Source organism: Pseudomonas sp. Choline-02u-1 (assembly GCF_002836515.1).
Taxonomy (GTDB): Bacteria; Pseudomonadota; Gammaproteobacteria; order Pseudomonadales; family Pseudomonadaceae; genus Aquipseudomonas.
In genome coordinates, this window is the sequence record NZ_PJBC01000003.1 from 191443 (window position 1) to 209566 (window position 18124).

Consider the following 18124-nt stretch of genomic DNA (forward strand, 5'->3'; position numbering starts at 1 on the left):
CTAGAGGCAGGACCCGTCGGAGGGCGTTTACAGGATGGATGGCAAACTTTTTTACCTGATGGGGCCGTCCGGTTCGGGCAAGGACAGCCTGATCGAAGCGTCGCGTGAGCCATTGCGCGCGTTGAACTGTGAAGTGATGCGTCGGGTGATTACTCGATCAGCAGAGTCCGTCGGTGAAGACGCTATCGGCGTCACGCCTGAAGAGTTCGCGCGGCAGCAACAGGCCGGCGCTTTTTCCCTGGCTTGGCAAGCCAACGACCTTTCTTACGGCATTCCAGGGGAAATGGATGAATGGCTGCAAGCCGGTAGGCATGTGCTGGTAAACGGCTCCCGAGCTAACCTGCGCCAGGCGATGGAGCGATATCCGGATCTGGTACCAGTGCTGCTGACCGTCAATGACGAGGTGCTGCGTCAGCGCTTGCTCGGACGCGGTCGGGAAACCCCTGATCAGATCGATGCAAGGCTGGCGCGCAATGCATTGTTCAAAGATCGAAGATCCAGCGACAGCCCCGTCCATCAGATCGACAATTCCGGCGACCTGGCTGCCGCTGTCTGCGCATTACTGAAGCTTATTCAGCTCAGCGTAGAACCGGATCGAATTTGATCTTGCGCCCGGCAATCAGCGCGAGCACAAACAGCACCGCAAACACGCCACAGCCAACCAGAGGCAAGGTGACTTGCGTCTCCTCGAACAACGCCAGATGGGTAATGCCACTGAGTAAAGCCAGGATCAGAAATCCTGCCGCCGATTTGGACATGTTGTACTCCTGAAAATATTTCAAAAAACCAGACGTTCGGTGGTTGGCGCCGCAGCTTGCCCAGGCTCGCTCACCATGTGCGTAGAGGCGTCGCTGCGATCACTCAACACTGCCCACTGCGGCGCTTTCTGCACCTGCAGGTAATGCGGCATGCGCTGCGCTACTGGCTGCTCAACGTCAGCCTTGGGAAAAAAATGTGATCCGAGCAAGAAAGCCAGAGCCGCTGCGTTTGCAAGCAAGAGGGTGCTGTTCATGGCACGACGCTCCAAATTGTTCTTTTTGATAGAACAGGCGTAGCAGCCGCCGTGCCAACAGTGTAGCGGGTGATAAGTCCTTTAAAAACAAGGGTTTGGTAAGGTTTTTCGAACGACGCTGATTGCAATCTGCAATGACTGCATTTTCGCGCAGTGCAAATTGCCCGGTAAAAGTTCCCGCAATCTTCCAAGACGCTTGCCTACACTTAAAAAGCCCTACGGACGACATGACAAACCAGGGGCTGGCCGTTAACATGCACGCCGTCTGTCGCACCGCGTGCAGGCTGCGTCAATCAGTGTCTCAGTAGCTCAATTGGATAGAGCATCCCCCTCCTAAGGGGAAGGTTGGCAGTTCGAACCTGCCCTGGGACACCACTATAATCAAAGGGTTGGCGCATTTTTTTTCTGGCTCCCTGATTTTTGTTTCTGATTGGTCCCCACTTTAGTCCCCACTTCTCGATGTGTTCAGAGTTGAGCTATCAGCTTTCCAGTAAAATTGAGCTCATCAACCAATTTCCGAAGCTGATGTCTTGCTCTTCCTCCCTAGCTGTGAAATCGCATCCCCATTGACAAGCCATTTGCACCGCAACTGATCCCCGATTGCATTGGATTTGACCCACATGCTTCGTAAGTATGATCAATGCCGTCTGTGTATGGGGGTAGCCTGAAATCGGCCAGACGCGGGCAGTTGCAGTAGGTTGAAAGCAGCCGCTTCGCCAATTTTCGGGCTATCCACCTTCCGAACTCCAGCATTAAGGGTTTATAGAGCGGCCCATTTCAGGGGCACCGGCGGACTTCGCAATAGAGAGCCCACGTAGCAAAGCAGCTAAGGTTGCTGGCGTTGGTACCTCAGCATTCTTGGGCTCATTCAATCCTTAAGCCTGACTTTCGTTAAGCTGGACAACTATGCATCATCGCGCTTCTAATCGATGATGGCATTTTAATTGTAGAACACTGACCAAGCCAGGAAGGATAGGAAGATGCCGACGAAAACCGCCGAAGATTTTCTCGCCGCGTTAGCGGACGAGCTTGCAATCAGTGAATCACGATACGAGCAGGCGCGCCGTAGTTATGCGTCACTCGGTGACTGGCTCCACCGTTCGGAGTCCACCGTCGTCAAGTACGATCCGCAGGTTTACGTGCAGGGGTCCTTTCGACTGGGTACGGCGATTCGTCCTTTGAATGATGAGGAGGAGTACGACGTCGATTCTGTCTGTTTGCTTCGCACCCTCGGAACGAAGGATCTTACTCAGAGCGAACTGAAAGCGTTGGTTGGCGACGAGATAAAAGCTTACCGTAATGCTCAGAGCATGATTAAGCCCGTTCGCGAAGGGCGCCGCTGCTGGGTACTGGATTATGCGGATGGTGCTCAGTTCCATATGGACATCGTTCCGTCTGTCCCCAACGCAGCCCGCCAGCGTCTGTTGCTTGAAGCTCGTGGATTAGACTTGAAATGGTCTGAGACAGCGATGGTTATCACCGACATCGAGTCGTCTGTATATGAGGTGCTCTCGGATGATTGGCAGCGCTCGAATCCGAAAGGATATGCCGAGTGGTTCAGGCAGCGGATGGGCGAACAATTCGAACGTCGTAGGCGGGCGCTGGCGGAGTCGATCAAAGCTAGCGTAGAGGATATTCCGGACTACAGAATTAGGACGCCTCTCCAGTCTGCCATCATGATCTTGAAGCGCCACCGTGACGGTATGTTTGAAGGGCGGTATGACGAGCGCCCCATTTCGATCATCATCACCACGCTTGCCGCTCATGCTTACAACGGTGAAGAAAAGATCGCCGATGCTCTCTACTCGATCCTTTCGCGAATGGACCAGTTCGTTGAGCATGATGGACACCATTGCATCATTCGTAACCCTTCCGACCCTCTCGAAAACTTTGCAGATAAGTGGCCTCAGCATCCTGAGCGGGAAGCAGCGTTCTTTGAGTGGCTGCGGCAGGCCCGCCAAGACTTCGAAACACTTGCGGGCCAGGTCGAAAGGCGTCGCTTGATCGAAAGCATCCAGCCCCGGATGGGAGCCGTGGCTGAAAGAGCTGCCATGCGTCTCGAACCACCTCCCGGAACCATGCTACATCCCGCCACAGCCGCGGCCGTAGTGGGTGCTGCAGCAGCTAGCGCTCCGGTATTTCCGAACACTCGACGGGAGCCAACTTCGCCTAGGGGGTTTGCTTGATTTGGTGGGCGGAGGAGCCCGGCCGTGCGCAGTCCGAGCGTGCCGCAGTGTCGGACTTGGCAGATCAGAACCCTTGGCTCATGACTGTAACATGGCGTCTTGCGGCTGACTTGCAGATCGCTGCTGACTTCGATCTGCAAGTGGGGGAGCGGATCATTCCGCTGACACTCACCTACCCTGAATTTTTTCCAGATACACCCCCTTCGGTTGTTCCGCGGGATGGAGTTCGATTGTCGGGACATCAATACGGTGCCGCCGGTGAGCTCTGTTTGCAGTACCGTCCCGACAATTGGATGCCAGAAGTCACGGGCGCCATGATGATTGAAAGTGCTTATCGCTTGCTGTCATCCGAACAGTTAACCGGTGAACCTGCACTATCAGAGCACCGAACCCTTCCGGCTCAGCGAGCAAGAAACGCAGTGTTTCGCTTCCTCTACTCGCGGAACGCATGGGCCGGCTTGTTGATGGTCGAAGAGGGGCATGTGGTAGAGGCTGAAGTTCAGGAGCACTCTTACGCCGGCGTTTATGCGGCCCAGCTTGCACGTATCGGTTCTGCGGACGCTTCTCTCTGGAGCGAACCGAAGAGGCGCGGTTACGGGGCAAGCTCGTTAGCGGGTAAGGTGGTCCGTTTGCCTGATGGCGGGTCAGTCGGATGTCGGACGCTTGATGATCTGGTGGTGCTCCTTAAACGCCATGGCTTTGAATCTTTGGTCGCCGAGCTAATGCAAGCGCCTGGGTTCATGATGGTAATTATCTTTGATGGCGCTAGCATATTGGTCTCAATGGTCTTCGGCGACGTTGGATCCCGGAAGCTCATCAACTACGACCAAGTCTTTGCTGAGCTGGATGGCGTTCGCCTCGATCCTGAGTACGTTCGGCTCAAAGCCGCGAAAGTCGCAGTTGTCGGCTGTGGTTCCGTCGGATCTAAAGTCGCTGTGCACCTTGCCCGATCAGGAGTCGGACGGTTTGTACTCGTAGATGCAGATGTGCTTGCTTCGGGCAACTTGGTTCGAAACGAACTCGACTGGCGGGCGGTTGGTATGCATAAGTCAAAAGCCTTGGCAGCCCGGCTTCAGGAAGTCAGCACTGATTGCGAAGTTCTCAGTCGCACTACAGTCTTGGGGGGGCAGGAAAGTGGTGAGGCAACTTCTGCGACGATGGAGTACATCGCAGACTGTGATTTGATTATTGATGCCAGCGCCGATCCGGGGGTCTTCAATCTATGCGCGTCCATTGCACGTAGGGCGAAGAAACAGATGTGCTGGGCGCAAGTATTCGGTGGCGGCGCTGGTGGCATTATTGTTCGCCTACGACCAGGGATAGATCCGACTCCTCTCGCAGCCCGGCAACGGCTCGAAGCCTGGTATTCGAATCAGGGGGTCGAGTGGCCTGAGGACGGCGCCTCACAGCCTTACTCGGAGGTTGGCGGTGCAGGGGTGCCTTTGATAGCTGATGACGCAGATGTTTCTGTTGTTGCAGCACATTTGTCTCGTTTCGCCATTGATCTTCTTGCCCGCCCCGACTCGACGATTTTCCCTTATTCCGCCTACCTCATCGGAATGGCTGAGAGATGGATATTCTCCGCGCCCTTCGACGTACGACCAATCGACCTCGGTGCAAGCGATGGGTGGGACACAGAACAGCAGGCAGGTGATCCCGAGGCTCTCAAGCAATTGCTAGCCGACCTGCTGCCCGGAGCAGGCGATGCGGGTTGAGATCTCGGAACCCGTCAAGGACAAGTTGCGTAGGGCGCTCAGAGCCGCTGGTAGCCGGGAAATCGGTGGGGTACTCATGGGCGAGCAGATCGCGCCAGGTCATTTTCGGGTCGTCGATTTGTCGATTGATAGCGAGACTGGCGGACGGGCTCATTTTGTACGTAGCTCAGAGGCCCATGCCGACGCTCTAAGCGCTTTCTTTCGCGAGACGGGACATCAATATGATCGATTTAACTACTTGGGAGAGTGGCACTCCCATCCTCGGTTTTCGGTGACGCCGAGCACTCAGGACATTACCTCAATGATCGATCTGGTTGAGGGGGAACGGGAATCGAGTTCGCTGTGTTGCTGATCGTCAGGTTGCACTGGTGGCGCAGGATTTCCTGCTCCTGCTCTCTGTTTTGCCGGAGCACTAACCCTTCGTCAGTCGATATATTGGAGTAATAAAGTTGATGAGCTATTTCATGCGGTCATTAATTGATTGGATCTTTCGGCGACGGTCAGTGGGTGTAACACTAGTAAGAGTTGGGGTGCCTGTCTTAGCTGTTGTTCTTGTAGGACTGACAGTCGGTGTAACGATACCCACATCACAGGGGGCCTTTATATTCAGCTGGGACTCGGCTGGCAGTACTGGCGCGTTAAGTTGGGGGGTGTTCGTTATCGCGAGCCTTATCGTCCTATTGGGAGCAGTGCTGATCATTCGCGACATCCGTCAGGAGAGTCGCAAGAAAACCATCGTCGTTGAGGCGAGAGGGTTGCGAGATTGGCAGGGGCAGCCATTGGCATCGGCAGTTCCTTCCTCAATACCGGGACGGCGCGAACAGGTGATAGTTGATCTAAGGCAAGGGATAGTAGATGGTCAAATCGCCAGCCCCGATGCGGCACTACGCCGCCTTGCTAGTCTGCCCGATGATATCGCTCGACGTTGTGATGGGTTGGACAGGTCGGATATCTCCTTCGTGCTCGGAGGGCTCGCTCCGGTACCATTTCTTTTTCTACTCGGCGTGATTGTCGACGATGAATCCCGAACGTTCATCATGGATTGGGATCGGACCCAGCATGCGTGGCGCGCGCTTGCTGATGAAGATGATGGCAATCGTTTCATTGTTACAGGGCTGGATGCTGCCAACTCGGCTGTGAAGCGAGTGGCGCTTTGCGTGTCTGCTTCATACGATGTCTTTGAGGCTGATGTACGTATTGTTGAAACTGGCGTTCCGATCATCAGATTGGAGCTGGAAGGGCGTAACACCAGTTCGCACTGGTCCGAGACGAAGCAGCAGCAGCTCGCGCAGCAGTTCATAAATACTGTGATGTCTCTGGCTCAACAAGGTGTCACCGAAATCTCCCTATTTCTGGCGGCACCCGCGAGTCTCACGCTGCGATTGGGTACGCTCTACGACAAACGTAATCTTCCTCTTATCGAAGTTAACCAATATGAGCAGAGCGATCCCAAACGATTTCCTTGGGCGGTTCGGATGCCGGTGGCAGGATTGCCCTATGCTGAGTTGACGCGACGATAGTTTCAAGGGGCGAATACCGGTAGTGATGGCGTAAGCGGCTCTTCGTGGATGGACTCTGCGCAATTCAAATGACTTAAAACAGGAGTGGTATCGTTGACAGGAAAGAAATGCGGAATGCCCCATGATTAATGAATTGGCAGAAGTGCTCCGCCGCGCTAGGTCCTTGGCTGGCAATGATTTTACGGGCGTGGGTGTGATTGTCTGCGATCCGGACACTGAGCTCCCCACTTTTCCGCTTAGACTAGAAGTCTCCATACCGAAGAGAAAGGATGTAGCCATAACTTTGGCCGAACTCTCTAGAGCTGGAAGTGATCTCCACGATGGCTTCCATGTACTCACGCCAGAACTAGATCTAGTGGCGCTCTCACAGTACTTCTCCCCGCCAATAGTAGAGGCAGCTGTCGTCAACAGAAAACGGAATTTTGGTGGGCGTTACATTGCTGCTTTATTCGGTTCCACACTACCAGGCGTTCATTTGTGCGGGATTTCGACTGAATCGGTAGGAGTCGTGATTTTTAGGCATGGGTATGAAGTTTTTTTTGAGAGTGATTAAATGTTTCTAATGATATATCCGTTAAGAGTGATCGGATTTGTTGCCATATTTTACTGCCTTTGTGTTTCGGGGGTCTACTGGCTGCTAAGCACATTCTGCCCGGATTATGCGGCCAATATGTTAACTATAGCTTTGCGCGGAGGGAGTCTTCTGAATCTGATGTTGCTGGGGTTCTTTTACTGGGGTTGGAGAAAAATATGGGCACGCTTTCCTATTCTGAATACTTGGCTTTTCCCTGATCTCAATGGCGTGTGGGAAATGAAGATTCACTACCGCAATAACGGTAAAAGTGGATTGGTTTGCGCTAGCGCTGTGATCAAGCAGACTTGGCTGAGTATGAGCATGGAAGTACTATCAGAAGAATCAGAATCACAGACTCTAGCTATCGTGCCCAAGAAGGATCCTGAATCAGGGCGCGCTCAGTTCTTCTATTTCTATCGTGTGGTACCAAAGAAAACCGATGTTGAGGCGCGAGAACCCTATGAAGGTTCCGCCAATCTGAAACTCTCCGCTTTAGGAGTTACTCAATTGGCTGGAAACTATTACACCAGTGCTGCAACTGATGGGCATTTTGAGTTGGAAAGACCTATTTGAAATCAGGAATCTCAGTACCTGGCTAAGCGTAGCTAAAAATATGGTTTGGCCGCTTCTGGTCGACAGCTACCCGCCACGATAGACAGCAGATGGCCAGACGCAGACGCTCGCCGATATCTGGTGGCCTCCTCTTCCAGGTCTGACTTAGGGGCACAAAGAGGCCGGCCATGCTGATAGAATCGGTCAAGTTATACATAACGCCCTGATGAGAATGGTATGAATACAGAATTGACGGAAGAAGAGATGCGCCGGGCGCTATTCGGTGGTTCTGAGTCCCCTGCGCCGGCTATTAACTCGCACGTACAAAACACGGTCTCGGATGTCGTGATCGTGCAACCGGTGAAGGCTGCGAAGATAAAGAAAGTCCCAATAGGCTTTACGCCCAGGCTGAGAGTCACGCTGCGGGTTGGAAATGAATTTGAAGGTAAGATGCACGAGATGGTACATGAGGCCGATACTCTAAGTTCCCTAATGGCAGAGCAAGAAGCTACTAAAGCGGCAAGAAAAAAGTTCAGATTTGTGGAAGTGGTGTCGGTCAAGTCGATGTAAGTGGGCACTCCCGAGTGGTTCGTGTCGATTGAGGCTCAAACATCAGGGGACGGTAGTCGTATCGCGGGCGGCTTAACCCCATCACCTTTTCCAAAATCTCAATGCTTAACTGGTCGTCAGTCCCAAGCCCCATATCTGACGGTGGCGACAGGCAGAAATCGATTCCTCGTGGCCGTTCAGGAGGACCTTCATGATGTCACTTAAAGCTACGAGCTTTTGGTAGCCTGCAGTGAGATAACGGAATGGCTCCCATTGTGGCTTTGGGAAGGTAAGGGGCTCGCTCCATTTTAAGGATTAGCTGATGTTTCCATACGTTTAAAATGTATTCGCATAGAGTCATAAATGTGCCAAGCATTGATGAAATAGTAACTGAGGCAAAAAAGATTAGACGAGCATTGGAGCTGTGCGATAGAAAAACAACTCCATTGATAACCATCGACTTTCCGATCATGAGTTGCAAGTTGGCTTCCTTGGTGTTTTCTTATCATGTCTTAAAGAAGTGGCCGTCGATCACAGTGCATGGCGTGTATGGAGTGGCGAGCGATCACAGCGGTAATAATACGATATCTCACTATTGGATTGAGGTTCAGGGTGTGTCAGTAGATATAACAGCAGATCAATATAATTTTATTGAAGATGATTATCTAAATTCTGAGATAATTTACTGCAGACCTTTTAGTTCTGTTTCTATTGGGTGTATTGGTGGTTTGCCTAACTATAATATATTCAAGATTTGTGGAAGAGATACTTATGTCGATGGCTTTCCTGAGTTGGGAGAAGATTTTTTGGAAGAGCTTCATTACTGCTATGAAGCATTAGGGGGGGCGGCTCTGTACACATGAAGTAAGCTCGAATTTATTCAATGTTTTCTGATGACGACCATCAGCGGCCAGTGAGCCAATTCAGGTATCTGCCTGTTGCATCAGGCAGAAGGGCTTGATCGGACAACCTTGCTTGTTCAATTCAATCAGCGCGGTACCTGCTGCAACGTCTTGATATCAGGCTCCCATGCTGCGACCGGCAGCAGGCTTTCTTGAGGGAGAGCGCCGCCACAACCTTGTTGGATTACGTCTCGGGCAAGTCGAGTAGGCCGAGGATCAGGTACAACTCGCGCCTCATCGCCTGTCGGCAATGGCCAATACGCGTGATACTCAAATTAACTTCCCATCTGTATTATTTAGATCGATTGAGTATATTAGATTTACTTTTAATTCTATTTATTAATTTTGTGTTCGGATAACTAGCTGTAGCTCTGCATAAATGTATGCAAATGCAATTCCGATAGCAAAATAACCAGAAAATCAGTGAGTTAGAGTTAATTTTAGACGGATTGACGTGTCAGCTCGTGTCGCGAATGATCAGCGTCACAGGCTTCGACAACGAGACATATGCGATGCAAATTCAAACTACTGAGCAGGTTTGCGAAATCTTTAAGATTTCACGTTCAACGCTTTATCGGTTATCGAAGAACGATCCCACCTTTCCACAGCCGTTGCATTTCGGTCGCGCAATTCGCTGGAACCTCGCAGACATTTGTGAGTTTTAGGCGCAGCAACGACACGCCTCGCAAAAACGGGCATAAAAAAAGCCCGCGCGAGGCGGGCCTTTCCTTAATTACGTTCAGCAGCTGATTTCTTGGCGGAAACCTGCGGAACGCAATCGGTGAACACAGTATGTATATGCCTTTGCAGATCTGCAAGCATCAATTCTGCGTGCGTGTTCACCGCCGATCAGGCGGTGGTCGATGGCGGCAATAGCTTATTGTTTTGGCATATCTTCACTTAGCGATACACCTCCATCCCGATTCTTTGAGCCAGGCGGTGTGTTCAATCGAGTGTTGACAGAGGCCCCGTATCTGGCTCGCTGTAGCGATAACAAAACCGCCGCGCGAGTTCGCCCCCGCGAGCACGCCATTCGCTATCCATACATGCAGATCAATCGTCCAGGGATGGTGTCTTGGCTGATCTTCGACCTCGATCACATTAATTCACTTGCCTGGGACGACGAAGGTCTGCCGCCGCCGAACCTGATCGTGCGGAACAGGAATAATGGACATTCACACCTTTTCTACGCCATTCCCCCGGTCTGCACGACTGAGAACGCCCGAGACAAGCCGATTCAGTACATGAAGGCGGTCTACACCGCCTTTGCCCTGCGCTTAAAGGCCGATACCGATTACAACAGCGGCCCAGTCGCCAAGACTCCAGGGCATCCGTGGTGGTCGACCTTAGAGTTGCATAACCACGTCTACGAGCTAGGCGAACTGGCCGATTATGTGGAGCTGGAGGTTTCGCCCTGGAAGACGGGGCCACAGCTGGAAGACCTCCCGCACTCCAGACACTGCATCCTGTTTGAACAGCTTCGCTATTTCGCTTACAGCATCGTGAACCAGGAGCGCGAGCGCGGGACGCTTGCCACGTTGACACGGCGACTGGAAGCCTTCGCTCACAACCATAACAAGTTCGCTAGGAATGGCTTTACCCAGGACTTAATGCTGTCCTCAGTAAGAGCGACGGTCAGATCCGTCGCACGTTGGACGTGGACGCACTACGAGGGCAGCGCCAGATGTTGCCGGGGGGCGATGGAACTCGACAAGTCGTTACCACTAAACGAGCGTCAGAGCCTCGCAGCCAGGCGCACCCACGAATTGCGGCATAAGGCTACCGAATCGAAGATCCGAGCGGCGTGCAGAGGACTCCAGGAGCGCGGTGAAAAGCTGACTCAAGCCTCGATAGCCAGCTTTGCAGGTCTCTCTCGGCAGACGGTGGCCAACTATGGCCACGTCCTGGATGAAGTCTCGCGGCCGCAGATCATAGCCGTCCTGGGCGCGGCTAAATCCCCTTGCATGCAATCACAAATCGTCGCTGGCACCAGCGATCGAGGAAGCGAATGCAATCATTCCGCGGCCCCTACCAGCGCGACCTTGGATGTTAATTATGGTGCACATCAGGTAACCGCCCCTTTGACGTGGGCTTTGAAAAGCAACTCGCGGGAAGTGGGGGTAGACAAGGAGGCCGGGGGCTCTGCCCCTCTCGACCCCGGCAGAGCTGCGCCCTGCACCACAGGTCAGAAACAATCCAGACGACACCAAACAGTGGATTATAGATTGTGCAAACACTCAAGCGCCGAGACAACAGCTATGAACCCGAAATGCCCCCTAGAAGGGAAAGAAGTGAGTTCGAGTATCGGCGTGCAGCCTGGAGACTATGAAGGGAAGCCAACAGAATTTGGATAAAATCGTACGCTAAGCGTGCGGCCTGTCAGGTCGAGACGCTGTGTGAGCCGACTAGGCCAGCGACTCTGGCCTATGAGTTGAAGTTCGTGGCTGCGAGCTTTGAACAAGGCAAGGGCCATTATTCAGCGTGAAGCATGATGAACAAAAATGATCAATGGGCCTTTTGGACGCTTGTAGATCCTTGCATAATTAACTTGCGACTTAGTCGTGTACCATAGGGTGGTTACAGGGATCCGAAAGGATCGCACCCCGTTACTGCGAAAGCAGTTCGCCTAGCGCGACGCAAGAACGACCTGCCCCGTCGAACGTACGCAATCGATGGCTGAGAATCCCTCCTAGAGAGGGATTCGCCGTTTCTGGCCCCCGATTTTCCTCTCATAACGTTTTGGGCCGATTCCGGACTTCTTTCGGACACTGACCCTTTGGCTTTTTCTGGGAATCGGCCGCGACCTTGAAAATGCTGACCCCTTCTTTTTGATTGGCATTCCCTCAAGGCTTCAAGCTCTATGGACTCAACCTGACAGGCCGCACGCTTAGCGTACGATTTTTTCGTATTCGCTATCGGCCCATAGGAGTGCTTATCGTCGGGGTATCTGCGTGCCTGGCGAGGCGGCATGCCCAATCTTTGATCAAGCGCCTGAGGCGCTTGAGAGGCCCCGGAAGGGAAGGAAGTGAGTTCAAGCATCGACACGCATCCTGGAGGCTGTGAAGTGTCAGGCGAAGGGCGAAGAGATACCGCGCGATCTAGTGAAGCCTCAACGTCCAAGCGCTTGCTAGGTGGCATCAGAACGATATTGATAGGGAGCTGAGAAGTAGTAAATGGATCGGATAAACTGGGTAGAGCCATCCTTTAACGGAGCGTAACGGTGGCACCTGGACCTGCAGCAGAGTCAGTCCGAGCACTGGTGCCAATGCGGCTGCGATGATAACCGCATGATCCATCGTGGGCAGATCAGGCAACAGCAAAATCGAGCTGCCGACATTTGCGATAGCGGCGAGGAGAGCGGATAGGGACCAACTTACGATTTTAATCTCTAGCTTCCGTGCCTGAAGCGCGATTACTAGTGCAGTAGGTAACAACACTCCAGTTAGGCCGTAGCTCAGTATAGGACGGAGCGCGACTGTGGTCATCAGGGCTAGGACCCCGCATAAGATCAGTCCGGGAGTTCGATGATGCATCGCCTGAGCGATAACTAGCCCAAGTGCTATGACGAACAGAATGTTTAAATGCCCATTATCGAAATATCTCGAATACGGCCATTGGCTCAGGATGGCGAATAGTAATATCCCACTCAGATATTTCAATCCGATTGGACGACTGATTGGCTGCCGGACAACATTTGCCGCAATTGCGAGACAGAATAAGGGGTATGCAAGTCGACCGATAATCCGCATCGAGGACAGATTTTCCTGGATTTGGGGTTTGGGGAGCAATGGAACCAAAAACCAACATAAGCCCTACCACCTCCGCTCAGAGCCCTCTTCCCAGGCATCTGCCTCGATAAAGCAATTACGCATCTCGGCCTCTTGGCTGATCTCGGTCAGCAGATCATGTACCGTCTTATCCAGTGCCTCATCGTTGCGATAGGGAATGCTCAGCGCGTAGTTGCCCGACTCAAGCAGCTTCATGCCGTAAGGTTCCAGGCAGTAACGCTCGATATTCTCCAGTGCCCGTTTTTTACCACGCACGAACTTGCTGTTGTTCTCGACGGCCAGGCGCAATATGACCGTCGCGATCCGTTCGGCATTGTCCACTGCCGGTGGGACCGTGATGTTGAGATGCTGGGTGATTTTTGCGGGTACGCCGATCGTTATGCCGCGATGCCGGAGGTAGCGGTAAAGCGTGCTTTTGGAAATGTGCAGTTTCTTGCCAATGGCGCTCACACTTAACCGACCCTCTCGGTACAGCGTTTCTGCGGCCATAGCGGTCGCTTCCGCCTGAGCGGGCAGCCCCTTCGGGCGGCCACCGACTCGACCACGTGACCGTGCAGCGGACAAGCCTGCCTGTGTGCGCTCACGAATCAACTCACGTTCGAACTCTGCCAATGAAGCGAACAGGTTGAACACAAAGCGGCCTTGCGCGTGGGTGGTATCGATGGGGTCATTCAGACTTTGCAGGCCAACGTTACGAGCGGCCAATTCACCGACCAGTTCGACCAGGTGCTTGAGCGAGCGCCCTAGACGATCCAGCTTCCAAATCACCACAGCATCACCGGCCCGTACATGGGGTTGTACGCCGGAATCCCAGAAATTTCCGTCAGCCCAGCTCCAGTCCCGCCACGAGCGCATCCAGGTCGATGAACTTGCCGTCAGTCTGGAAGGTGTAATGCCCGTTCAGCAGGATGTGCCGCCAGGCCGCTGGCGACATCTGCGTGATCAACGCCAGCGCCTTGGCATTGCCAGCTGCCTCGTACTTCGTCAGCAGCAGGGACAGGATCGCCGAGTTGTAGAAGATGATCGCGTTGCCGATCAGCCTGGCGCACTGGTTGCTGATCTCGATTTCGATGTCGGTGCGGCCGGTCAATTCCTTCTTCCCACCGACTTGGGCGATGGTCGAGCGTAGCTGGTGATAGGACTCAATGCGGTTCTGCGAGCGGTGAACATTACGCTCCAGTTGCGGGTCGCGCAGGTAGCGCAGTGTGTAGATACTGCGGATGAGCTTGTCGAACTCGAAGATTGCGCGCCGCGTCGGGTTCGGCGCCGTATAGGTGCACAGCTTGCGGATCAGCGTGCCCTGCGTCATTTCCTTCAGGCCCAGTGTGGCGACGATTCGGTCGATGTTCGCCTTCTCACCGACGATGAGTTGCCGGTCGATCTGGCCAGCCGGCCGGATCAGGCATTTCTCGTACAATGCCAGATCATCGGCGCAATACAGCTCCTGCAACTGGTCGTCGAGGTCGGTGAAGCGCGGCTCGAAACGAAGTCCGAACCAGTGCAGGATGGCGAAGTTGGCCTTGTTGATGCTGTGCATGTCGCCGGTGATCGCGCTCGGCACGATGTCCGACGTGTTGCGGTACCAGATGTCGAACACGTGGTGAGCCTCGTACTCGTGTGCGCCTATCAGGTAGCCGTTCAACGGCACGTGATTGCACAGCAGCGTGTAGGCGACGACGCCCTTGCCGCGGCCGAAATATTTGCGCGAGTAGCGCGCCTTCACAGTTGGTCGCTCGACGCCGAATTTCTGCCCATCAACGGCACCGTACAACGAATCGAGGTCGAACGAGTAATGCGGGAAGATCGGCAGTGCGGCGATGGCGTTGCTGATGCAATCGTTGGCCACATGTAGCGTCGCCTGGCGCAGGTACTGCTGGTAGGTACTCTCCAGGACGTGGTACGGGATGTCGCTGGTACGTGCCATAACCTGGTTGCCGTGGTTCATGGCTTGGGCAATGATCACCGCCATCAGACTGTCGGCGTCGGCTACCTTCTTCGCATAGCGTGGCTGCAATGGTGTCAGCGCCGACAGGAACTGGCACTGGCCGTTGACGAAGCGAAACACGTCGGCGACATCGCAGTATGGCAGTTGCTCGTAGAGAGCTTGCTCGCGCGCCTTCTGGTTCTCCCCCTTGGGCTTGCGCCAGGTCAGTCTCTGCGTGTCCTTGTCGTATTCCAGGTGCGTCAGCTTGCCCTGTTTCAGCTCGCGATTGAACGCCACCCATTGCGCACGCAACTCGGCCGCCAGTGCATCGAGCTGGGCACTGACCGGCTGCCGCAGGAAGGGGATGTCCATCTGCGCGAGCACGGCGGCTTTCTCGTCCATCGAAACCAACTCGTCGGACAAATGCCGGTGCTGCAAGCTGTCGTCAATGTAGAGCTCGCCCGCCTGGAAGCGTTTCCTGACCTGACGGTAAAGCCAGAATTCGTAACGATCGGCATGCAGGCCTGTCGGCGTGCCTTCGGCATCGAACATCAGCAGGTACGGACGCAAGCGTTTCGGCAGCGTTGCCGCCGGACATTCGTCGAGTGGCCGTTGTGATAGGCGCTGCTGCTTGGCGAACACGCTCTTGGCCCAAGTCAGCGCCGCGAGCCATGGGTTATCGGGGGCCGTGCCGGCGAAGTCGAGCGCGACGTACAGCGGCCGTAGATGGCGTCGAATGCGTTCGGCCAGGCCGTCCACCGCCTGCCAGTGCAGCGCCAGTTTGTTCAGTGGCTTGACGCTCATGCGCTGCGCCGTGTTTTGCAGCAATTCCCTGGACATGATTTTGTAGGCGCGTTGGCGCACCTCGCCGAACGGCGTCGGATCGGCCACGCTGTCGTCCACGTACAGCGACAGCAGGCGGCCAACCTGCGGCGTTTCCTGATGGCGTCGCAGCTGTTCGGCGACAAAGGACTGTTTCGCACCCGTGCGGCTCTCGTCCTCAAGTTTTTTCATGTGGAAGGCCATCGCGTCGACCAGGTTGTCGGTGAGCTGCCGGTAACGTACCCAGGCATAGCACAGCAGGTAGAGCCGGGTCTGCTCCGCCTTCAGGTGGCGCAGGTCATGGACGGTATAGAAGTTCGCCAGGCTCGCGTAGTACAGCAGGTTCTGCTGCGAGATGCCGAGCTTGGGCAGCAGCGCCTTGGCGATCCCGTGCAAGGACTTCAGCGTGGCGCGCTTCTCGCGCTCCCCTGCCATCTGACGCCAGCCGAAATCTTTAGCGTCCTGCTTGAGCGCTGCCAGTTGAGACAGGGTGTCGTCACGCACCAGGAGCTGGCCCAGCGCAGCTTTGGCCGATTCGTCCAACACTTCTGCCAGCAAGCCGCCCAAGCGCCTGCGTTCGGTGGACAGGGCTTCACTGACCAGCTCTTGTAAGGTGGTGTGGCCGGGCCGGATGATTTTGTGCTCGCTGAGCCAAACGATCAGTTCGGCGGCCACGAATCCTGGCATTACGTCGCGCCGCACGATCTGTTCAGCCTGCTGTGCCAGTTGCGGCAGGAAGCTAGCCGCCCACGACCGGTAGCCGAACAGTTCGGCGATCTGACCCCTCTGGCTGTAGTGCTCATGCTTGGTGATCGCCTTGCGTTCGAACGCTTCGCCGTGGAAATAGCGACTCAGCACGAAGGCGCAATCGTCCTCGACCTCATGCCAATCGAAGCGGAAGAAAGCATGCTTGGCCTTGAAGTAGCCGATCTGCAAGACGCAATAGACTTGGGCCTGCAGGCTAGGCCGGCTGCTGGCGAACGCCAGTTCAGATTCGGCCAACGCCAGGTATTCCAGCCGCTGAGCATCGTCGAAGTCCGGTAGGCGGTACAAGGCTTCCTGCTCTGCGTCAGAAAAGACGGTGAGTAGCTTATTCTTGTTGCTCATCGACCGTCCTTCCCGCACCACGCCAACCTGCTCGCGTCAATGTTTCGATCAACGTAGTGCGCTTGACATTGAAGTTGCGGCACACCGCCGCCTTAGACATGCCGCCATCGAGCGCGGCGACGATGGCGTCCAGCTTCTCACCAGTGATCGCCTGCGGCCGGCCGCCGATCCGGCCGCGTTTGCGTGCGGCGGCCAAGCCCGCGACGACGCGCTCCTGAATCAAGGCGCGCTCGTACTGCGCGAGCGCACCGAACACCTGGAACAGGAATTCGCCCGAGGGCGTCGTAGTGTCCAGGTTCTCTGTCAGCGAGCGGAACGCCACCCGCTTGTCCTTGAGCGAAGTCACAATGGCGAGCAGGTGCGACAGCGAGCGACCGAGCCGGTCGAGTTTCCACACCACCAGCACATCGCCGGCTCGAACGAACTCAAGCGCCCGCGCCAAGCCGGCACGGTCATCCTTCGCGCCAGAGGCACGATCCTCAAACAGGTGACGCGGATCGACGCCGGCGGCGAGCAGCGCGTCGCGCTGCAAGTCCGTGCTCTGGCGGTCGGAGTCCGACGACACGCGCATGTAGCCAACCAACATAGGCGGATAACCATCAAAAACAGGTTTCCGCATAATAGTGAATAGCGATAGAGTTTTCCGTACATTTTTGAGGGGGTGTTGCACAGGTAGCACAGCGGCGGCTGACAGCCTGTCGCAAAACAAATGTTTTACGACACCTCCTTGAGGTTGCCGCGTTTACATCATTACCTGAACAGGTATAAAATTCCGTCATGACAAACAAAGAAAAACCGCTCGAATGGATCGCGAGCAGCCACAAGGATTTGATGGCGTTGCCGTCCGACGTGCGTCGCCGTTTCGGTTACGCGCTCTCGTTGGCGCAGATAGGCGATCAGGATGACGCAGCAAAGGTGCTCAAGGGGTTCGGTGGTGCCGGCGTGCTGGAGGTCGTCGAAGACGATGCCGGCGGCACCTATCGAGCGGTATACACGGTCAAGTTTGCGGAAGCGGTGTTCGTCCTGCACTGCTTCCAGAAGAAGAGCAAGAGCGGAATCGCCACGCCAAAGGCCGACATGGACATCATCCGCGCTCGGCTGAAGGTGGCCGAGGTATTGGCACAGGAGCTACGAAATGCAAAAACGAATCATTGAAGGCGTCGAGGTTCAGCGCAGCTCGGGCAACGTCTTTGCCGACCTTGGACTGCCTGACGCTGAAAAGCTCAAGATCAAGACCGGCCTGGTGGTCGAGATCAGGAGGGCCATGCGCGCCCTTGGGCTGACTCAACAAGCGGCGGCCAAACGCATGGGCATCCCGCAACCGAAGGTGTCGGGCATGATGCGCGGCGACTTCACCAATCTATCCGAACGCAAGCTGATGGATTGTCTGAATCGCCTCGGCTACGACATCGAAATCAAGGTACGGCCAGCAGCCGAGCCGATCGGGCATCTAACGCTCGCAACCGCTTAATC

Annotated in this window: 17 protein-coding genes, 1 tRNA gene and 2 pseudogenes; 14 read left to right on the forward strand and 6 right to left on the reverse strand. The window is 54.8% G+C overall.

The window, feature by feature from the left end:
• The first annotated feature begins 34 nt into the window (after nucleotides 1–34).
• A complete protein-coding gene (gene phnN / locus CXF97_RS02910; RefSeq protein ID WP_101155943.1) occupies nucleotides 35–604 on the forward strand; it encodes a phosphonate metabolism protein/1,5-bisphosphokinase (PRPP-forming) PhnN in 570 nt (189 codons plus the stop codon).
• Here the strand turns inward: phnN and CXF97_RS02915 are convergent.
• Nucleotides 579–758 (reverse strand): PA3371 family protein, encoded by a 180-nt coding sequence (locus CXF97_RS02915; RefSeq protein WP_101155945.1) that lies wholly within the window; start codon nucleotides 756–758, stop codon nucleotides 579–581. The two genes, phnN and CXF97_RS02915, sit on opposite strands and share 26 nt — an antisense overlap.
• Nucleotides 759–778: 20 nt before the next feature.
• Nucleotides 779–1012, reverse strand: a complete 234-nt coding sequence (locus tag CXF97_RS02920; protein ID WP_101155947.1) for a hypothetical protein — start codon at nucleotides 1010–1012, stop codon at nucleotides 779–781.
• 298 nt (nucleotides 1013–1310) lie between these two features.
• Between CXF97_RS02920 and CXF97_RS02925 the strand changes: the two genes are divergently transcribed.
• The 11 genes and pseudogenes from CXF97_RS02925 to CXF97_RS02970 form a co-directional block, all read left to right on the forward strand.
• A tRNA-Arg gene (locus CXF97_RS02925) sits at nucleotides 1311–1387 on the forward strand.
• 605 nt (nucleotides 1388–1992) lie between these two features.
• Nucleotides 1993–3198: a nucleotidyltransferase gene (locus CXF97_RS02930; protein WP_101155949.1), complete on the forward strand. Its 1206-nt coding sequence runs from the start codon at nucleotides 1993–1995 to the stop codon at nucleotides 3196–3198.
• Between the two features lie 80 nt (nucleotides 3199–3278).
• Entirely contained in the window at nucleotides 3279–4913 is a 1635-nt protein-coding gene (locus CXF97_RS02935) for a ThiF family adenylyltransferase (RefSeq protein ID WP_256589672.1), read from the forward strand.
• Entirely contained in the window at nucleotides 4903–5265 is a 363-nt protein-coding gene (locus CXF97_RS02940; RefSeq protein ID WP_256589673.1) for a Mov34/MPN/PAD-1 family protein, read from the forward strand. The genes CXF97_RS02935 and CXF97_RS02940 overlap by 11 nt, the downstream gene beginning before the upstream one ends.
• A gap of 100 nt (nucleotides 5266–5365) precedes the next feature.
• Nucleotides 5366–6433 (forward strand): SAVED domain-containing protein, encoded by a 1068-nt coding sequence (locus CXF97_RS02945; RefSeq protein ID WP_101155953.1) that lies wholly within the window; start codon nucleotides 5366–5368, stop codon nucleotides 6431–6433.
• Nucleotides 6434–6554: 121 nt separating this feature from the next.
• A complete protein-coding gene (locus tag CXF97_RS02950; protein WP_060408902.1) occupies nucleotides 6555–6986 on the forward strand; it encodes a hypothetical protein in 432 nt (143 codons plus the stop codon).
• 117 nt (nucleotides 6987–7103) lie between these two features.
• Nucleotides 7104–7580, forward strand: a complete 477-nt coding sequence (locus CXF97_RS02955) for a hypothetical protein (RefSeq protein WP_371918365.1) — start codon at nucleotides 7104–7106, stop codon at nucleotides 7578–7580.
• 216 nt (nucleotides 7581–7796) lie between these two features.
• The gene (locus CXF97_RS02960) at nucleotides 7797–8129 is read left to right on the forward strand and encodes a hypothetical protein (protein ID WP_101155969.1); all 333 of its coding nucleotides are present in this window, start codon (nucleotides 7797–7799) and stop codon (nucleotides 8127–8129) included.
• 344 nt (nucleotides 8130–8473) lie between these two features.
• Nucleotides 8474–8971, forward strand: coding sequence for a hypothetical protein (locus tag CXF97_RS27900; RefSeq protein WP_157830852.1), 498 nt, complete (start codon nucleotides 8474–8476; stop codon nucleotides 8969–8971).
• Between the two features lie 551 nt (nucleotides 8972–9522).
• The gene (locus tag CXF97_RS28705) at nucleotides 9523–9675 is read left to right on the forward strand and encodes a helix-turn-helix transcriptional regulator (protein ID WP_371918366.1); all 153 of its coding nucleotides are present in this window, start codon (nucleotides 9523–9525) and stop codon (nucleotides 9673–9675) included.
• Nucleotides 9676–9873: 198 nt separating this feature from the next.
• Nucleotides 9874–10936, forward strand: a pseudogene (locus CXF97_RS02970) (replication initiation protein); the annotation flags it as partial.
• Nucleotides 10937–12147: 1211 nt separating this feature from the next.
• On the opposite strand, the gene CXF97_RS02975 reads toward CXF97_RS02970, so the two are convergent.
• The 4 genes and pseudogenes from CXF97_RS02975 to CXF97_RS02990 form a co-directional block, all read right to left on the reverse strand.
• Nucleotides 12148–12807 (reverse strand): TraX family protein, encoded by a 660-nt coding sequence (locus CXF97_RS02975; RefSeq protein WP_371918360.1) that lies wholly within the window; start codon nucleotides 12805–12807, stop codon nucleotides 12148–12150.
• 15 nt (nucleotides 12808–12822) lie between these two features.
• Nucleotides 12823–13590 (reverse strand): annotated as a pseudogene (locus CXF97_RS02980) (recombinase family protein); the annotation flags it as partial.
• Between the two features lie 31 nt (nucleotides 13591–13621).
• The gene (locus CXF97_RS02985; RefSeq protein ID WP_010465834.1) at nucleotides 13622–16651 is read right to left on the reverse strand and encodes a Tn3 family transposase; all 3030 of its coding nucleotides are present in this window, start codon (nucleotides 16649–16651) and stop codon (nucleotides 13622–13624) included.
• Nucleotides 16635–17237 (reverse strand): recombinase family protein, encoded by a 603-nt coding sequence (locus CXF97_RS02990; protein WP_010465829.1) that lies wholly within the window; start codon nucleotides 17235–17237, stop codon nucleotides 16635–16637. The genes CXF97_RS02985 and CXF97_RS02990 overlap by 17 nt, the downstream gene beginning before the upstream one ends.
• Before the next feature lie 191 nt (nucleotides 17238–17428).
• Between CXF97_RS02990 and CXF97_RS02995 the strand changes: the two genes are divergently transcribed.
• Nucleotides 17429–17806, forward strand: a complete 378-nt coding sequence (locus CXF97_RS02995; protein WP_003151133.1) for a type II toxin-antitoxin system RelE/ParE family toxin — start codon at nucleotides 17429–17431, stop codon at nucleotides 17804–17806.
• Entirely contained in the window at nucleotides 17787–18122 is a 336-nt protein-coding gene (locus CXF97_RS03000) for a helix-turn-helix domain-containing protein (protein WP_001172026.1), read from the forward strand. Before CXF97_RS02995 ends, CXF97_RS03000 begins: the two co-directional genes overlap by 20 nt.
• The last annotated feature ends 2 nt before the right edge of the window (nucleotides 18123–18124 follow it).